The 16,523-nt window shown below is 70.8% G+C and carries 13 protein-coding genes, 1 tRNA gene and 1 pseudogene; 8 read left to right on the top strand and 7 right to left on the bottom strand.

Annotated elements, in window-relative coordinates:
* Positions 1-252 precede the first annotated feature (252 nt).
* The gene (locus tag VGN18_RS14900) at positions 253-1,494 is read left to right on the top strand and encodes an IS110 family transposase (protein WP_422653733.1); all 1,242 of its coding nucleotides are present in this window, start codon (positions 253-255) and stop codon (positions 1,492-1,494) included.
* Positions 1,495-1,664: 170 nt separating this feature from the next.
* Positions 1,665-2,384, top strand: coding sequence for a UPF0158 family protein (locus VGN18_RS14895; protein WP_327540491.1), 720 nt, complete (start codon positions 1,665-1,667; stop codon positions 2,382-2,384).
* Between the two features lie 96 nt (positions 2,385-2,480).
* On the opposite strand, the pseudogene VGN18_RS21220 reads toward VGN18_RS14895, so the two are convergent.
* A pseudogene (locus VGN18_RS21220) lies at positions 2,481-2,735 on the bottom strand (DUF5615 family PIN-like protein); the annotation flags it as partial.
* The gene (locus tag VGN18_RS14890; RefSeq protein ID WP_327540490.1) at positions 2,732-2,962 is read right to left on the bottom strand and encodes a DUF433 domain-containing protein; all 231 of its coding nucleotides are present in this window, start codon (positions 2,960-2,962) and stop codon (positions 2,732-2,734) included. The pseudogene VGN18_RS21220 and the gene VGN18_RS14890, both read right to left, overlap by 4 nt.
* Positions 2,963-3,088: 126 nt before the next feature.
* On the opposite strand from VGN18_RS14890, the gene VGN18_RS14885 reads away from it, so the two are divergent.
* Complete coding sequence (locus tag VGN18_RS14885) at positions 3,089-4,210, top strand: site-specific integrase (protein WP_327540489.1); 1,122 nt, start codon at positions 3,089-3,091, stop codon at positions 4,208-4,210.
* 38 nt (positions 4,211-4,248) lie between these two features.
* Here VGN18_RS14885 and VGN18_RS14880 read toward each other — a convergent pair.
* A tRNA-Lys gene (locus VGN18_RS14880) sits at positions 4,249-4,321 on the bottom strand.
* A 627-nt stretch (positions 4,322-4,948) separates the two neighbouring features.
* Here VGN18_RS14880 and VGN18_RS14875 point away from each other — a divergent pair.
* Positions 4,949-5,464, top strand: coding sequence for a mycothiol transferase (locus tag VGN18_RS14875; RefSeq protein WP_327540488.1), 516 nt, complete (start codon positions 4,949-4,951; stop codon positions 5,462-5,464).
* 8 nt (positions 5,465-5,472) lie between these two features.
* Here the strand turns inward: VGN18_RS14875 and VGN18_RS14870 are convergent, their stop codons facing one another.
* Positions 5,473-6,528, bottom strand: coding sequence for an endonuclease/exonuclease/phosphatase family protein (locus VGN18_RS14870; RefSeq protein WP_327540487.1), 1,056 nt, complete (start codon positions 6,526-6,528; stop codon positions 5,473-5,475).
* Positions 6,529-6,746: 218 nt separating this feature from the next.
* On the opposite strand from VGN18_RS14870, the gene VGN18_RS14865 reads away from it, so the two are divergent.
* A complete protein-coding gene (locus VGN18_RS14865) occupies positions 6,747-9,758 on the top strand; it encodes a bifunctional diguanylate cyclase/phosphodiesterase (RefSeq protein ID WP_327540486.1) in 3,012 nt (1,003 codons plus the stop codon).
* Between the two features lie 187 nt (positions 9,759-9,945).
* Entirely contained in the window at positions 9,946-10,827 is an 882-nt protein-coding gene (locus tag VGN18_RS14860) for a hypothetical protein (RefSeq protein ID WP_327540485.1), read from the top strand.
* On the opposite strand, the gene VGN18_RS14855 is transcribed toward VGN18_RS14860, so the two are convergent.
* The 3 genes from VGN18_RS14855 to VGN18_RS14845 all read right to left on the bottom strand — a co-directional run bounded on the left by VGN18_RS14855 (position 10,820) and on the right by VGN18_RS14845 (position 14,080).
* The gene (locus VGN18_RS14855; protein WP_414655057.1) at positions 10,820-13,036 is read right to left on the bottom strand and encodes a glycoside hydrolase family 3 N-terminal domain-containing protein; all 2,217 of its coding nucleotides are present in this window, start codon (positions 13,034-13,036) and stop codon (positions 10,820-10,822) included. The two genes, VGN18_RS14860 and VGN18_RS14855, sit on opposite strands and share 8 nt — an antisense overlap.
* Positions 13,037-13,124: 88 nt before the next feature.
* A complete protein-coding gene (locus VGN18_RS14850; RefSeq protein WP_327540483.1) occupies positions 13,125-13,613 on the bottom strand; it encodes a PaaI family thioesterase in 489 nt (162 codons plus the stop codon).
* The gene (locus tag VGN18_RS14845; protein WP_327540482.1) at positions 13,610-14,080 is read right to left on the bottom strand and encodes a helix-turn-helix domain-containing protein; all 471 of its coding nucleotides are present in this window, start codon (positions 14,078-14,080) and stop codon (positions 13,610-13,612) included. Before VGN18_RS14845 ends, VGN18_RS14850 begins: the two co-directional genes overlap by 4 nt.
* Before the next feature lie 60 nt (positions 14,081-14,140).
* Between VGN18_RS14845 and VGN18_RS14840 the strand changes: the two genes are divergently transcribed.
* Positions 14,141-14,593, top strand: a complete 453-nt coding sequence (locus VGN18_RS14840; RefSeq protein WP_327540481.1) for a GNAT family N-acetyltransferase — start codon at positions 14,141-14,143, stop codon at positions 14,591-14,593.
* Between the two features lie 147 nt (positions 14,594-14,740).
* Complete coding sequence (gene acpA / locus VGN18_RS14835; RefSeq protein ID WP_327540480.1) at positions 14,741-16,453, top strand: acid phosphatase; 1,713 nt, start codon at positions 14,741-14,743, stop codon at positions 16,451-16,453.
* Positions 16,454-16,523 lie beyond the last annotated feature (70 nt).

Below are 16,523 nucleotides of genomic sequence, written 5' to 3'. Positions count from 1 at the left end.
CCGTGACCAAAGTGCAAGAGGTGTATCGGCTTGCGATCTTGAAAACGATCGCTTCCCGTGGGGATGAGAATCGGGGTGTCGTCCGGCGACGTCGGAACACACTGGTGCGGGTCGTTGAGCCCGAAGAGGTGTATGGCGCGGGGTCTTCAGGTGCCTCTTGATTGCTGCCTGTGAGCGCGTGGGTCTGTGTCCTGGCAGAGGACCTTCCGGGCGACGCCGACCGGTGTCGTCGCGTGGAAGGGGATGGTCGGGATGGAAGTCATGTTCGAGCGGGTCGCGGGCCTGGATGTCGGGAAGGCGTCGGTGACGGTGTGCGTGCGGACGCCGTCGAGCCGGCCGGGGCGGCGGGGCAGTGAGACGCGGACGTTCCCGACGATGACTCGGTCGTTGGGGGTGATGCGGGACTGGCTGGTCTCGGAGGGGGTGACGGTCGCGGCGATCGAGTCGACCTCGACGTATTGGAAGCCGCCGTTCTACTGCTTGGAAGAGGTCATGGACGTGTGGCTGCTCAACGCCCAACACATGAAGGCTGTCCCGGGTCGCAAGACCGACGTGCGGGATGCGGAGTGGATCGCGCAGCTGCTCGAGCACGGGCTGCTGCGCCCGTCGTTCGTGCCGCCCCCGGCGATCCGGCGGCTGCGGCTGTTGACCCGCTACCGCGATCAGCTGCTGGCCGACCGGACGCGGGAGATGATCCGGCTGGAGCTGATGCTCGAGGACGCGAGCATCAAGCTGTCGGCGGTGGTGTCGAGCCTGAAGACGGTGTCGGCGCGGGCGATGCTGGCGGCGATGATCGAGGGCGAGTCCGACCCGCGGGTGCTGGCCGAGCTGGCCAAGACGAAGCTGCGGCGCCGGATCCCGGAGCTGACCGAGGCGTTGACCGGTCACTTCGATGAACACCACGCCCGGCTGGCCCGCTCGATCCTGCACCGTCTCGACCTGGTCGAAGCCGCCCTGGCGGAGCTGGACGACGTCATCACAACGGCATGCGAGCCGTGGGCGCATCAGCTGGAGCTGCTGCAGACCATCCCCGGGGTCGGGGTGAAGGTGGCGCAGGTGTTCATCGCCGAGACCGGCGGCGACATGTCCCGCTTCCCTTCCGCCGCCCATCTGGCTGCGTGGGCCGGGCTGGCGCCGGCGATCTACGAATCGGCCGGCAAACGCAGCCCGGCCGGCGCCCGGCACGGCAACAAGTGGCTCAACCACATGCTGGTCGAGTCGGCCGGGTCGGTCGGGCGCATGCACGGCAAGAACTACCTCGCCGTCCAGCACGCCCGGCTCACCAAACGCCGCGGGATGGGCCGGGCCCAGGTGGCGGTCGCGCACTCGATCCTGGTCGCCGCCTACTGGATGCTCACACGCGACGAGCCCTACCGCGACCTCGGCCCGGACTGGCACGTCAAGCGTGACGCCGAAGCCCACACCCGCCGCCTGGTCACCCAGCTCGAACGCCTCGGCCACAGCGTCACCCTCGACGCCACGCCGGCCGACTGACCCAGCCGGCCACAACCAACCGGGCTGCCGCCCGGGCGCTGACGCGCGCACTCCGATCACCTATTCACGGGTCTGTGACAGCTCGGTCGTGCGCTGATTCGGATGGGTGACAGGGTTCCGGCACTTCGTCGGGAAGGGTCGCGGAGCAGGAGCGCGGGCAGAATCAGGGAATGGCGAGAGATCGCTTGGAAGCGATGCGCGTGGCGCTGCATGGCGGTGACGCCGCGGCGATGGTCGCGGCCGTGCAGTCGGGCGGGTTCGACGCCTCACTGCAACTGGCCGGCGAGGTCCTACTCGTCGCCACCCACGGGGGCGCAGTCGGCGCAGCCGACGCGGCGCGCCGCTGCGTTGTCGCGCTGCACACCCGCGGCTGGGACGGCGACGACGAACTCGCGGACGCCCTCAGCGACGCCCTGACCGGTAGCCCACCCGAACTCGCGGAGCTGGCGATCGACCTCGAGGAGCTGGCGAGCCTGCTCGATGCCGGACCGGACAGCACCGGCGGTCGTATCGACCTGACCACCGGCATCGTGTGGCCAGACGCGCTGCTCGACGACGACTGGACCGGTAAGCCCGACGACCTGGACGTCGACGACCCCGACCGGTGGCTCGCGGTGTGGCCCGAAGGATCCCGCGCCGCCTACCGGGACATGATTGACTTCGCCGCCTCGCGAACCGACTCGAGACTCGCCGCGCAGTTGGACCGTGCACTCGACGGCCGGGGCGCGTTCGGCCGATTCAAACGGGTGCTGAGCGACTGGCCGGACGATAGCGCGGACTGGTTCGCCTTCGCCGACAACCGCAGCCGTGGCCGGGCGCGAGCCTGGCTCGCCGACGCCGGCTATCGGGCCAGCTTCAAACCGATCGCACCGCACGACGACGGTGGTTGAGCCGCCAGGACCAGTACTCGGCGACCCGTTGTCAATGGCGCCGGCCTCGATGTCTTCGGCGACTGCCTCGAGGTTGTCGACGATGAGTGCGGCCTGCTCGGTTGCGCGCCGGCCGGAGGCTCGACGGATCAGCAGGAACGACGGCGCGCTCGCGCCGGTGCGTGCGAGCAGGGTTCCAAAGTCGGTGTCGGCGCTGATCAGCGTGCGCAGGTCCGTCCGTGCCACGTTTATGACGACTTCGTCAGGTGCGCTTGCCAGTCCGAGGTCGTGTACGTGCACGGCGTCGTGACCGAGGTTGTGGAGCAGATCGGCCAGGAGTGGGGAGAGGTTCTCGTCGATCAGGAATCTCATGCCGGGTGGCGCAGCGGCAGCTCACGCTCGCGCACGGCCTCGGCGGCGTAGCGCAACGCCTCGGCGATGTCCTCGGCCACGAGGTCGGGGAAGTCGGTCAGGATCCCGTCCACCGTCATCCCGTCGGCCACCATGCCGACGACGGTCGCTACCGGCATGCGCAGGCCGCGAATGCAGGGCAGGCCGCCCATCACAGCCGGGTCGCTCGTGATCCGCTCGAACGTCACGAGTAGAGGCTAACTCGGCCGGCGTCGGGTTGGCTGGTGTCGGTTCGTATCGGCTGTTGTGGAAGACCTCGCGAGTGTCGGGCGGCGGTGGTACACCGAAGATCCCGACACCCTTCGGAGGCAGCCATGGCCAGCATCGCGAGACGTCCGAACGGCCGCTGGCGAGCCCGCTACCGCGACGCGGCGGGCAGGGAGTACTCTCAGCACTTCGCGCGGAAGGTCGACGCTCAGCGTTGGCTCGACGAAGTCACCACCGCGGTCACGAGCGGCATGTACGTCGATCCCGGCCGCGGGCGGATCACGGTCGGCGACTGGTCGCAGCGGTGGCTCGCGACGAAGGTCGACGTCAAGCCGTCGACCCGCGCGCGGTACGTCGGTCTCCTCAAGGTGAACGTGTTGCCGCGCTGGGAGACGGTCCAGCTCGCGGACGTCACTCACGAGGGCGTCGCGGCGTGGGTCAGCCAGCTGTCGCGGTCGGGCCTCGCGCCGGCCACTGTGCGCCAGGCCCATCGCGTGCTCTCGCTGGTCCTGTCGCTCGCCGTGCGCGACGGGCGGCTGGCGCGCAACCCGGCCGATCGCGCTCCGCTGCCGCGCGCGATCAAGAAGGAGCGCGTGTTCCTCACCGTCGGACAGGTCGAGGAGCTCGCCGACGCGGCCGGCGTCTACAGCACGGTGATCCTCTTCCTGGCCTACACCGGCGTCCGGTTCGGCGAGCTGTCCGCGCTGCGGGTACGTCGCCTCGACCTGATGCGCCGCCGCGCTGACATCGTCGAAGCCGTCGCCGAGGTCGGCGGCCAGGCCATCTTCAGCACGCCCAAGACGCACCAGGTGCGTACCGTCCCGATCCCGCGCTTCCTGGTCGACGAACTGGCCCGTCAGGCGGCTGGCAAGGGGCCTGACGACTTCGTCTTCACCTCGCCGCGCGGCGGGCTGCTGCGGCTGCAGAACTTCCGGCACACCGTCTTCGAGCCGGCAGTGAGGAGAGCCGGCCTCGACGGGCTGACACCGCACGGCCTCCGGCACACCGCGGCGTCACTGGCCATCACGAGCGGCGCCGACGTCAAGGTCGTCCAGCAGATGCTCGGGCACGCCAGCGCCACCATGACGCTCGATCTCTACGGCCACCTCTACGGCGATCGGCTCGACGAAATCGCGGACCGGATGGACCAGATGCGGACTTCCTGCGGACCGCTTGCGGACTCTTTGCGGACCGCACCCCAGTTGATCATGTTCCCGGAGTTGCGCTGAAAGCGTTATGGGCCAATGGATATCGGACCTGTAGCGGGTGGGCCCCGTCGGGCTCGAACCGACGACCTACGGATTAAAAGTCCGCTGCTCTGCCAACTGAGCTAGAGGCCCGAGGAACGGCTTGATCCGGCTGCTGCCGACGAACCGATCGCTCGGCCCCAGTGTGGCAGAGCCCGAGCGGGCAGCGGCAGCGTGCTGAGACGTGGCGAACGTGATCCGGCCGGTCAGCGGCTCGGCCCAGCGCGTTTCCCACGTCTCACCGCCGAAGAGTCGGCCCGCGCCGATCGCCCCGGCGAACCGGCCCGAGGACGCCGGGTCCACCACCCAGTTGCCCCGGATGAATCGAGCGGCGCCGAGGGTGACCGCGGCCGGACCGAACACGGTGCCTGTGATCATCCCGCTCCCGCCGATCGCTAGCGTCCCGGTGCTGTCGCGCCGGGCGAGCCACCCTGGCGGTGAACGGCGTCAGCCAGCGCCCGGCGACGTTGGGCCTCGCCTTGGCGAAGTACTCGGTCATGGCTGCGAACCGGTCGGTACCTGACCCCAGGCGGACAGTGCGCACAGCATGACGATCATCGCCATGAGTGGGGCGGCAGCTCCGCATCGTCTGCGCATGGGACGGTCTCCGATCCTCGACGACACGTCCGAGGGTCGAGGGGCAGCACTGGCCCCAGCCAGTGCTGATCGGCCCAACGACCGGCCCAGAGGTCCCCGGCCGAGCGTGCCTACAGTCGTGGCATGACCACGACAGCGGAGTTGCTCATCGAGGGGTACGCGCGGATCGGCCAGCTCGTGCATCAGGTCGTGGACGGCGCGGACGAGGCGATGCTCACGCAGCGGCTCGACCCCGAGGCCAACTCGATCGCCTGGCTCGTCTGGCATCTCACTCGTGTCCAGGACGATCACCTGGCCGAGGCCGCGGGCACCGAACAGGTCTGGACGGCCAACGGCTGGGCGGAACGCTTCGGCCTGCCCTTCGACGACTCGGTGACGGGCTACGGGCAGGACGGCGATGAGGTCGGGCAGGTCAGGGGCGTGCCGGCGGCACATCTCAGCGGCTACTACGACGACGTGCAGACGGCCGGCATCGCCTACCTGCGGCAGCTGGGCGACGACGATCTCGACCGGGTCGTCGACAAACGGTGGGACCCGCCGGTCACGCTCGCCGTGCGGTTGGTGAGCGTGCTGGCCGACGATCTCCAGCATGCCGGGCAGGCGGCGTTCCTGAAGGGGATCCTCGAGCGCAGGGGCTGACCGGAGGGTCAGGAGGGGATCCGCACGGTGGCGATCACCCCGGCGTGGTCGGACGGGTGCGGTGCGGTGGTTCCGGTCATCACGTCGGCGGTCGGCACGAGAGCGCCGCGCACGAGGACGAGGTCGATCCGCTCGGTCGGCCCGCTGGTGATCGTGAGCGGATCCTCGGTGTAGTACGAGTCGGTGAATCCGTCCTCGCCGGGATGCGTCACGGACCAGGTGTCGGTGAAACCGGCCGGTCCGGTCAGCGCGGCGTAGGTCCGTTGCTGGTCCGACCCCGGCCCGGTGTTGAGGTCGCCGGCCACGATCACCGGCAGCGCGGTGTTCGCCGGACCCGCGACGAGTTCGGCGCCCTGAGCCTGCTGCACCGGCTCGAAGAAGCTCTCCAGGTGCGTGCCGATCACCCGCACGGTGCGGCCGCGCAGTGTCACGTCGGCCGAGATCCAGCCGCGCAGGATCGGCAGGCCGAGGATCGGGACGAGCGTCGCGTAGTGGTGGGCCTGGACGTCACCGATCGACAGCTGGCCGGGTGCGGCGACGCGGGCGAGCAAGACGTCGCGATCGAGGAAGCTGAGGCCCGGGGCCACGAGGCCGAGCGGGGCCGAACTGAACTCGTCAAGCTCCTTGACGACCGTGTAGTGGGCACCGTCGACGGCGAGCCGGGACAGCAAGGCGGCCTCGGCGTCGATGGTCTGCGGCGTCGCGGCGCCGGGACAGTTCACGGTCGCAGGTCCGGTCCAGACGGCGGCCTCCTGCAGCGAGACCAGGTCGGGCCCGGCAGCGGCGATCTCGTCGGCCGCCCGTGCGGCCCGGCCGCAGACGTCGCTCGCCACGACCTCGGAGTAGGTCAGGCCGACGGCGGTGGGGAAGTCGAGCGTGCCGGCCGCGACCGCCTCGACGTAGCCGAAGTCGGTGCCTTCGTCGAGGTTGCGGGTCATGACGCTGACGAAGCGGTGCGCGTTGTTCCCGCCCACCGGCGCGGCCGATGCGGTCGGCGGGGTAGCGGTGACGAGTGCGCCGGTCATGACCAGGCCCAGGACGATCCGGCTCGGTGCTGTGCCCATGGTGCCCTCCGTTGTCGACGTCGTGCGCTCATCGTCGGCAGTCGGCCGGGAGGCGGCCAGGGGCGAAGGTCGCGTCGTTCGCCGGCCGGCCGGGCCCGGTTCATGATTCGCGCCGGTCGGACGATGAGGTCGGGGACGAGAAGAGGTGTTCCGTGCCCGCGCGCCCCACGACGTCCCGTGCGCCGCTGGGAGGACCGGCCCGGGCCGTGTACCGACCGATGGTTCTCTTCGGCGTCGCCTATGTCGTCGCCGTCGGGCTCGGCCTGCTGACGCGCAGCGGCACGCCGCGGATCGAGTCGATCTGGCCGGCGGCCGGGGTGTCGAGCCTGTGGCTCGCCTGGCGGTGGACGGAGCGGAGCCGGCTCGCCGTGGCCTTTGTCGTCTTCGTCCTGACGGCGGCGCTCGAGATCGTGCCGGGCGGTTTGCGACCGTTGAGTGCGCTCGTCGTGGCAACGGCCTACACCGTGCAGCCGGTCGTCGCCTGCGCCGTCTGGCAGCGTCTGCGGGTGAGCCGTCGCGAGCTCGGCACCGTGGCCGACCTGTGGGGGCTGCTTCTCGCCGCCGTCGCCGGCGCGGCGCTGGGCACCCCGCTCGCCGTGGTCGCGTCCGCCCTCGAGAACGAGACGTTCTCGGCGTCGGGCGCCGGTCTCTTCCTGCTGCGGACGACGGTGAGCACGTTCGTCGTCGTCGCGGTCACGCTGTGCATCACGACGCGCACCGATCTGACCCGCCGGCAGTTCGTGCGCGTGCGCTGGCGCGAGCTCCTCGCCTGCTGGCTGATCCTGGTCGCCGCCTACTGGCTGGTGTTCGGGGAGTTGACCGGCCTGCCTCTGGCCTTCCTCGTGCTGCCGCTGAGCGCCTGGGTGGCGCTGCGGTTCTCGACCACCGGCGCGGCCCTGCACGTGGTCATCAGCAGCGGCTTCGTCCTCACCTTCACGTCGCTGGAGATGGGCACGTTCGGCGGCTCCACGTACAGCCTGGCCAGCGAACTCGACCTCGCCCAGTCGTTCATGCTGGTCGTCGCCTTCCTGACGCTCATCCTGGCGCTGCACCGCGACGAGCGGGCGACTCTCGTCGAGCGCATCGACAGCGCCCACCGTGAGGCCATCGCGAAGACGGTGTTGCTCGACGCCGTCATCGCCAACGTCAGCGACGCCATCGTGCTGCTCGACCGGTCCGGGACGACGGTGCTGCAGAACCCCGCCGCCGCTCGCCTGTTCGGGGCGGGCGATGAGCTGCGGCACCCCGACGGCATCCCCTACGCCGCGGACGAACACCCCCTGGCCCGCGCGCTCGCCGGAGAGGCGGTCGACGACGTCGACCTGCTCGTGCCCTCGGTGGGGAACGGCGGCGACCTCATCGTGAGCGCGAGCGCCCGGCCGCTGACCGGTCTGAACCAGGGCGTGGTCGCCGCCTTCCGCGACGTCACGCTGGCCCGCAGCGCCGAGGCGGCGCTGGCCGCGAGCGAGCAACGCTTCCGCAGCGCCTTCGAATCGGCCAACGTCGGCATGTTCATGGCCTCGCTCGGCCGCCCCGGCTTCGGTGCCGTCGTCCAGGTGAACCGGGCGATCTGCGTCTTCCTCGGTCGCCCGGCCGAGGAGCTGCTCGGCACCACGATCGAGCACGCCAGCGACCCCGACGACGTCGCCTCGGTCGACGAACTGCTGACGGCCCTCGCGAGCGGCGAGCTCGACCACCTGCAGCGCGAGCAACGCTTCCGGCACGCCGACGGGACGCTGCTGTGGGGCCTGCTCTCGGCGTCGGCGATCCGACCCGGCGGCAACGCCGACCCCTACGTCATCGCCCTCGTCGAGGACATCACCGCCCGCAAGCACGCCGAGCAGGCGCTCACCCGGCAGGCCCTGCACGACCCGCTCACCGGGCTGGCGAACCGCACGCTGCTCACCGACCGACTCGAGCGCGCCCTCACCGTCCGCGTCGGCGGGGACGTCGGGGTCGGCGTGCTGTACCTCGACCTCGACGGCTTCAAGGCCATCAACGACACCGCCGGGCACGCTGCCGGCGACCGGTTGCTGGTCGATGTCGCCCGTCGGCTCGAGGGGTGCGTCCGGCCGGGCGACACGGTCTCGCGCATCGGTGGGGACGAGTTCGTGCTGGTCTGCGTCGGGCTGACCGAGCCGGCCATGCTGCACCAGGTCGCGCACCGGGTGCTCGACTCGATCAGCTTCGCGGTGGAGGTCGACGGCTCCGTCGCGCGGATCGGCGCCAGCATCGGCGTCGCGCTCGCCGACGGTCACGACGCCGGGCAGTTGCTGCGCCTCGCCGACGAGGCGATGTACCGGGCGAAGCGGGCCGGACGCAATCGCGTGGTCGTCGCCGGCGCGGGTGATCTCGACACCGAGGCCCGCTCGGCCCGCGCGGTGCGGTTACTGCCCGAGGTAGTCACCGCGCTCGAGCGGGGCGAGTTCGAGATGTACGGCCAGCCGGTCCACAACCTGAGCAGTGGTTCGATCACCGCCGTCGAGACCCTGCTGCGCTGGAACCACCCGTCGGGCCAGGTGCTGTCGCCCGCGGCGTTCCTCGACGTCGTCGAGGGCAGCCCGCTCATGCAGCACATCGGACGCTTCGTGCTGCACGCCTCGTGCCGGATGGCCGCGGCGTGGCCCGACACCGGCTCCGGCGCCCCTGACGTCCATGTCAACGTCTCGGGGCGGCAGCTCGAGAACGGACTGCTGCACGACGAGGTGCGAGAGGCCCTGCGGCTGTCCGGATTGCCCGCGTCGCGGCTCGTGCTCGAGCTCACCGAGACGCACATGCCGATGATCGCCAACTCGGTGCTCAACGACCTGCAGGCGTTGCGGGCCGAGGGCGTGCGCATCGCCATCGACGACATCGGCACCGGCTACAGCAGCCTCGCCCGCATCACCGAACTGCCGGTCGACCTGCTCAAGATCGACCTCAAGTTCACCGCCGGGCTCGGCGTCGAACCCGCCTGCGATGCGGTAGTGCGCGCGGTGATCAGCATCGGGCAGGCGCTCGGGCTCGCCGTGGTCGCCGAAGGCGTCGAGACCGAGCGGCAGGCGAACCTGCTGCGCCGCTACGGCTGCGAGACGGCGCAGGGGCATCGCTACAGCCGCCCGATCGGCGAGGCCGCGCTGCTGGAACGGCTGGCGCAGGCGCACGACGGCCCGGCCTTCGCGACCCGCGAGTTCCGCAAGCACCCCGTGTCGTGGGCGGTCGCCCACAAGCGCGACGTCGTTCGCGACTGACAGTCATCGGCCGGCGGGCATCACGCCGAGAAGCTGACAATCCGCGAAGAGCGTGAAGGTTGTCGGTCGACAATCCCGGGTCTAGCCTCGCGCGCATCTCGAGTCGGCCTCGGCCGTCCGGTCGGGTCCGAACCAGCGGAACCGGGGGAGACGCATGATGCCCAGACGCCTGAATGTGATGGTCGGCGTGGCAACGCTCGTGGCAGGAGGTCTGCTGGCCACCGCCACATCTGCTGAAGCCCACAATCCGACCCAGCGGGTGTGGATCACCGTGACCGGCGACGGTTCGCACGCCCGGATCAGCAACGACGACGTCCACCCGGGTTGGCTGACCCTGTACCTGCGGGACGCCACCGCGCCGACGCTCGGCGCGCAGATCGTCGTGGCCCGGATGAACCCGGGTTACCGGGTCAGCCGGCTCGTGGCCGACATCGCCCAGCAGTTGGGCAACTCGACTCCCGCCCAGGCTGCCGCGTCGACCCGGGACATCAACAAGATCGCCGTTGCCCTCGGTGGTGGCGACACCATCGGATCGCAGACGTTCTTCACGTCCGACACGATCCGCCTGCCGCGCACCGGGCAGTACTACATCATCAGCACGGGAGCCAAGAACGGGCCGGCCGTCGTCGGTGACCTCGAGGCGCGCGGACGAACCGTGCAGACCGGCGTGCCCAACCACTCGGGCGACGTCACGCTCGGCAACGGTTCGGCCGACACGATCACGCTCACCGGACTCATGCCGCGCGACGGCACGGTCCGCGTCACGAACAGCGGCGACAGCGTGCACCTGCTGGCGATCAGCAGTGTGGCCGACGGCGTCACGGACGCGCAGGTCCAGGCCGAGTACGACACCCTGATGGCCGGCGGCACTCCGACGAGCGACCCGGCGGGGCTGCTCAGCCAGCCGGCCGTGTCCACCGGGTCCGATGCGATTTCGCCCGGGCACTCCTCGCTGTTCAGCTACGACCTTCCGCCGGGCACCTACCTGCTGCAGTGCTTCGTCGCCGATGACATGACGGGCGTTCCGCACGCCTTCATGGGTATGCACCTCGTCGTGCACATCAGCTAGCGCGCTCCGCCGTTACCGTCACCGCTGCCGTGAAGGGCGCGGTCGAGTCGCCGCCGACGGCGATGTCGACGACGGTCGCGTCCAGCACCCAGCCGCGCGTCGCCGCATTCCAGTAGGTGAGCTGGTCGCGGCCGAGCGGGAAGGTGACGGTCTCGGCGGCCCCGGGCTCGAGCGTGACGCGGCAGAAGCCCTTGAGCTCACGGATCGGACGCGACGCCGCGCCGTGGCGCTGGTGGACGTAGAGCTGCACCACCTCGTCGGCCGCGTGGTCGCCGGTGTTGGTGACCGTCACCGACACCGTCGCCGTGTCGTCCGGGCCGATGGAGTCACGATCGAGGGTGACGACGCCGTAGGCGAATCGGGTGTAGGAGAGCCCGTGCCCGAACGGGAAGAGCGGCGTGCTCGGCTCGTCCCAGTAGCGCGCGGCCTGGTTCGCCGGATCGTGCGAGATCGTGTGGCTGTAGACGATCGGTACCTGCCCGACCGAGCGGGGCCAGGTGAGCGGCAGCTTGCCGCCGGGGCTGACATCGCCGACGAGCAACCGCGCGGCGGCCGCGGCGCCCTGCGTGCCCGGGTACCAGAGCTCGATGATCGCCGGGACGTTCTCGGCGGCCCAACGGAGGTCGACCGGGCGCCCGTTCACCAGGCACAGCACGACCGGCGTGCCGGTCGCGACGACCGCCTGCAGCAGTTCGAGCTGGCGCCCCGGGAGTTCCAGCGACGACCGCGACGCCTGCTCGCCGATCATGTTCTGCCACTCGCCGAGCACGACGACCGCGACGTCGGCCGCGGTGGCCAGCTCGATCGCGCGGGCGAACTCGGCGTCGTCGTCGAAGTCGGCGGGGACGATCGGCTTGTTGCCGCCGTGCGCGTCGAACAGCGATGGCGTCGGGCGGACGACCGGACGCACGCCCCACGCGGAGTCCACGACTGCGTTGCCGAGCCGCGCCCGCAGGCCCTCGGCCAGGGTCGGCGTCTCGTCGAGGTCGTAGTCGAAGCACCACGGCCCGAGCAGGTCGCGCCGTGACTCGGCCAACGGGCCCAGCACCGCGACGCGGGACAGCGCGGCCGGGTCGAGCGGCAGCAGGCTCCCCTCGTTGCGCAGCAGCACGGCGGCCCGCTCGGCCGCCTCGCGGGCGACCTCGCGGTGGGCCGGGTCGGCCAGCACCTCGCGCGAGCGCTCGACGTCGACGAACGGGTCGTCCAGCAGCCCGGCCCGTGCCTTCGCGAGCAGCACACGCCGAGCCGCCCGGTCGAGCACGTCGAGATCGACGTCGCCGGCCGCCAGCGAGTCCGGCAGGGTGGCGAAGGCGGGGTCGGCCATCGCCATCTCCATGTCCGTGCCGGCCGACAGCGCCCGCACACCGGCGTCACGGAGGTCGGCAGCGAAGCCGTGCGTCACCAGGTTGCGCACCGCATTGAAGTCGCTCACCACGAAACCGTCGAAGCCGAACGTCTCGCGCAGCACCTCGGTGAACAACCAGCGGTTGCCCGTGGCCGGGATGCCGTTGAGGTCCATGTAGGCGGTCATGACGTTCCCGGCGCCGGCCTCGATCGCCGCGCGGAACGGCGGCAGGTAGACGTTCCAGAGCCGGTGGTCGGAGAGCTCGACTTCGTCGTAGTCGCGGCCGCCGACGGCGGCGCCGTAGCCGGCAAAGTGCTTCGGGCCGGCGATGACGCGCTCGGGGTCGTCCCACCGCTCGCCCTGGAAGCCGCGCACCTGGGCCGCGCCGATCGCCGCGCCCAGCACGGCGTCCTCACCGGCGCCTTCGACGATGCGGCCCCACCTCGGGTCGCGCGCGATGTCGACCATCGGCGCGAAGGTCCAGTGGATGCCGACCGCGCGCGCTTCCCGCGCGGCGACCGCCTGTGCCCGCTCGACGATCGCCGGGTCCCACGACGCCGCCATCGCGATCGGCACCGGGAAGATCGTGCGCAGCCCGTGGATGACGTCGTAGCCGAACAGCAGCGGCACGCCGTGCGGATTGCCGTCGAGCGCGAGCCGCTGCAGGCGGTTCGTCTCCTCCGGATCGGTGACGAACAGCAGCGAGCCGACCTCACCGCGGGCCAGCGCCGCCTCGACCTGGGCCCGCTGCTGGGCCGGGGTCATGGTGTCGCCGAGGCCGCCGTCGGCCTCGTCGTCGGCGGCGGTCAATGCGTCGGCCCACATGTACTGGCTGAGCTGCCCGGCCTTCTGGGCCGGCGTCATGACGGCCAGGAGTTGATCGACCCGGGCCTCGATTGCGTCGTCGCTGGTCACGCCGGACAACTCTGCCACTCCTGAGGGGCGGCCAAGATCACGGACGCAGGATCAGACAGCTGCTGGTGGCCGAGCCGAGCAGCCGCCCCGACCCGTCCTCCAGTCGGGCCTCGGCGAGGGCCGTGCGCCGCCCGAGGTGCGCGACCGTGCCGGTGCAGCGCACCGGGCCGGAGTCGACGCGGATCGCGCCGAGGAACTTCACGGTCAGATCGAGGCTCGTGTAGCCGACGCCGGCGGGCAGCATCGTGTGCACGGCACAGCCGGCGGCCGAGTCGAGCAGCGTCGCGTAGACGCCGCCGTGCACCGACCCGATCGGGTTGTAGTGGAACTCGGCGGGATTCAGGACGAACACCGCCCGGCCCTCGTCGGCCGACTCGAGTTCGAAGCCCATCGTCCGCGTGATCGGGGCGGCCGGGAACTCGCCGGCGATGAGCGCGCGCATGAACTCCAGGCCACTGCGCCCCTGGGCGCCGCCGGCCGTGTCGAGCGGGTCGCCCCAGCTGAAGGTGCGGGTTCGTTCGGTCACTTCGTTGCCTCCACGGCGTCGCGGCCGAACACGGCGCGGGTGTCGCGCGGCGTCAGCTTCCGGTGGTCGTGCGTGCAGCGGACCTCGGCCTGGACCGGGTGCCCGCACGTCTTGTGCTGTACCTGCCAGGGCTCGCCGCCCGGCTCGGCGAGGTGCTTGTCGCCGAACTGCATGAGCGCGATGAGCACGGGGAAGAGATCCCACCCCTTGGCGGTCAGGCGGTACTCGTTGCGCCGGCGCTGGCCCGGCTCCTGGTACTCGCGGGTCTCGAACAGGCCCTGCTCGACCAGCGCGCGCAGCCGGGCCGCGAGCACCGCCTCGGACAGCCCGACATGGCGGCGGAAGTCGTCGAAGCGCCGCACCCCGTTCGCGGCATCGCGGATCAGCAGCATCGTCCACTTCTCGCCGACGACCGCCAGCGTGCGCTGCACCGAACACTGCTCGGAGTCGAAGTCCAGCCAGTCCATCGGTCCACCCTAGCTGACTTCGTCATTGACAGTCAGCTGGTTCGGATCTAACTTCACTCCATGAAGTCAGCCCAGGTGGTGATCCGGCCCTGGGAGCGGGGTGACTTCGCCCGCCTCGCCGCGGCCGGCCCGCGTCTCTCGGCCCGCACGCTGCACCTCCGGTTCTGGAGTCCGGTGCCGGTGCTGCCGGCGAGCTACCTGCGCAGCACCGAGCAACGCTGGCCCCGCTGCTGGGACGCCGTCGTCGCGATCGACGGCGACCTCCTCGCCGGCTGGGCCGAGTACGGCCGTTCGGCGGCCCGGCCCGACACCGCCGACGTCGCCGTCTGTGTGGTCGACGCCCAGCAGGGACACGGGATCGGCACCGCCCTGCTCGAGCGGCTCGTCGCGCAGGCTCGGGCCGCCGGACTCGTGAGCGTCCACGCCGACATCGAGTGGCGCAACGCGATCGCCCGCCACGCCTGGCAGCACGTGACGGGCGGTCGGGCGTCGACTTACGCGCTCGCGGGCTGATCCGTCGAGCTGGGCGCGACCCTCGACAAAGCTGGGCAACGGGTATGAGATGGTCACCGCCGCGTCGGCCGGCGTTCACCTCAGGACCGACGCCAGGCCGGTATCGCCCGTCCAGACTCGGTGGGTCCGACGCAACCTGGAGGATCGATGAAGTTCCTGCCCCGCCGCCGCGCCGCCGTCGCGTTGGCCTCCGTACCCGTGCTCCTCGTGTCGGTCGTGGCCGGCACGGCGTCGGCGAAGCCCAAGGGCGACGACGGGAGCATCGATCACGTCGTGGTGATCTACGAGGAGAATCACAGCTTCGACAACCTATTCGGGGGCTGGGAGCGGGTGAACGGCCTCGCCGACGCGACGCCGCGGACCCAGGTCGACGTCAACGGAAACGCGCTGCCGTGCCTGCCGCAGAACGACGTCAACCTCGCCTCGCCGCCGCTGTCGCCCACGTGCTCGGGCAGCACCTCGAACGGGATCACGATCAACTCGCACTTCGCCAACGCGCCGTTCGCCATCGACGACTACATCAAGCCGACCGACACCACCTGCCCCGACCCGAAGGTGTTCGCGCCGGTCGGCGTGCTGAAGGGCTCCGGGCTCCCCGGTGGCTGCACCCGCGACATCGTGCACCGCTACTACAACGAGCAGTACCAGATCGACGGCGGCAAGCAGGACCGCTACGCGACCGGCAGCGACGCGGCCGGCCTCACGATGGGCCACTACAGCACTCGGTCGCTGCCGATCTATGCGTACCTGCACTCGGCCGGCGCCCCGCACTACGCGATCGCCGACAACTTCTTCCAGGGCGCGTTCGGCGGTTCGTTCCTCAACCACCAGTGGCTGATCGCCGCGGCGACGCCGACGTTCCCGAACGCCGTGCGCGACTACGGTCCGAACGACCTGCACTCCATCGTCGGGCCGGACGGCTTCCCGTCGGGCACGCCGCTGCACCCGGCCTCGCCCGGGACGAAGGACGCCGCGTTGACCCAGGCGGCCGACCCGGACGGCTCGTGCACGATCAAGCTGGGCGTCGCCGCCCCGCCGGCCAACACGGTGTGCGGCGACTACGCGGTCAACACGATCCAGCCGACGTACCAGCCCTACGCGCCGGGTACCCCGGTCGCGAAGCAGCTGCCGCCGCAGACCGCGCCGACCATCGGTGACCGGCTCTCGGCCAAGGGCGTCGACTGGGCCTGGTACTCCGGTGGCTGGTCGAACGCCGACGGTGACGTCGGTGCCCCGGGCTGGACCAACGGCTCGACGCCGGGCACCTGCACCGACCCGCAGACCGCGAACGGGGCCGTGTACCCGAACTGCCCGAACGCGCTGTTCCAGTACCACCACCAGCCGTTCAACTATTTCGCCAACTACGCGCCGGGTACCGCCGCTCGCGCCGCGCACCTGCGCGACGAGGCCGAGTTCATCGCCGCGGCGAAGAGTGGCAACCTCAAGCCGGTCAGCTTCGTGAAGCCGATCGGGGCCGAGAACGAGCACCCGGGTTACGCCAGCGAGAGCAACGGGAGCAGCCACCTGGTCGACCTGATCAAGGCCATCCAGTCCGGCCCCGAGGCCAAGCACACGCTGATCGTCGTGACCTACGACGAGTTCGGCGGCCAGTGGGACCACGTCGCGCCGCCGATGGGGCGGCGGGGCATCTCCGACCAGTGGGGCCCGGGCACGCGTATCCCCGAGCTGACCATCTCGCCGCTGCTCAAGCACCCCTTCTCGGTCGATGAGACCGAGCACGACACGACGTCGATCCTGACGACGATCGAGCACCTGTACCGGCTCGCGCCGCTCACCAGTCGCGACGCGTCGGTGAAGGACCTGTTCCGGGCGCCGGTGTTCCCGGGCAACCGTCCGTAGCGCACTGCTCCCAGTACCGGAGCCCGCGACGTGATGCGTCGCGGGCTCCGTCATGTCCGATCCAGGGGGT

Origin of the sequence: Jatrophihabitans sp. (genome assembly GCF_036000465.1) — a bacterium.
Lineage (GTDB): Bacteria > Actinomycetota > Actinomycetes > Mycobacteriales > Jatrophihabitantaceae > Jatrophihabitans.
Note: the sequence above shows the minus strand (reverse complement) of the source record. Positions and strands in the feature narration are given on the sequence as shown.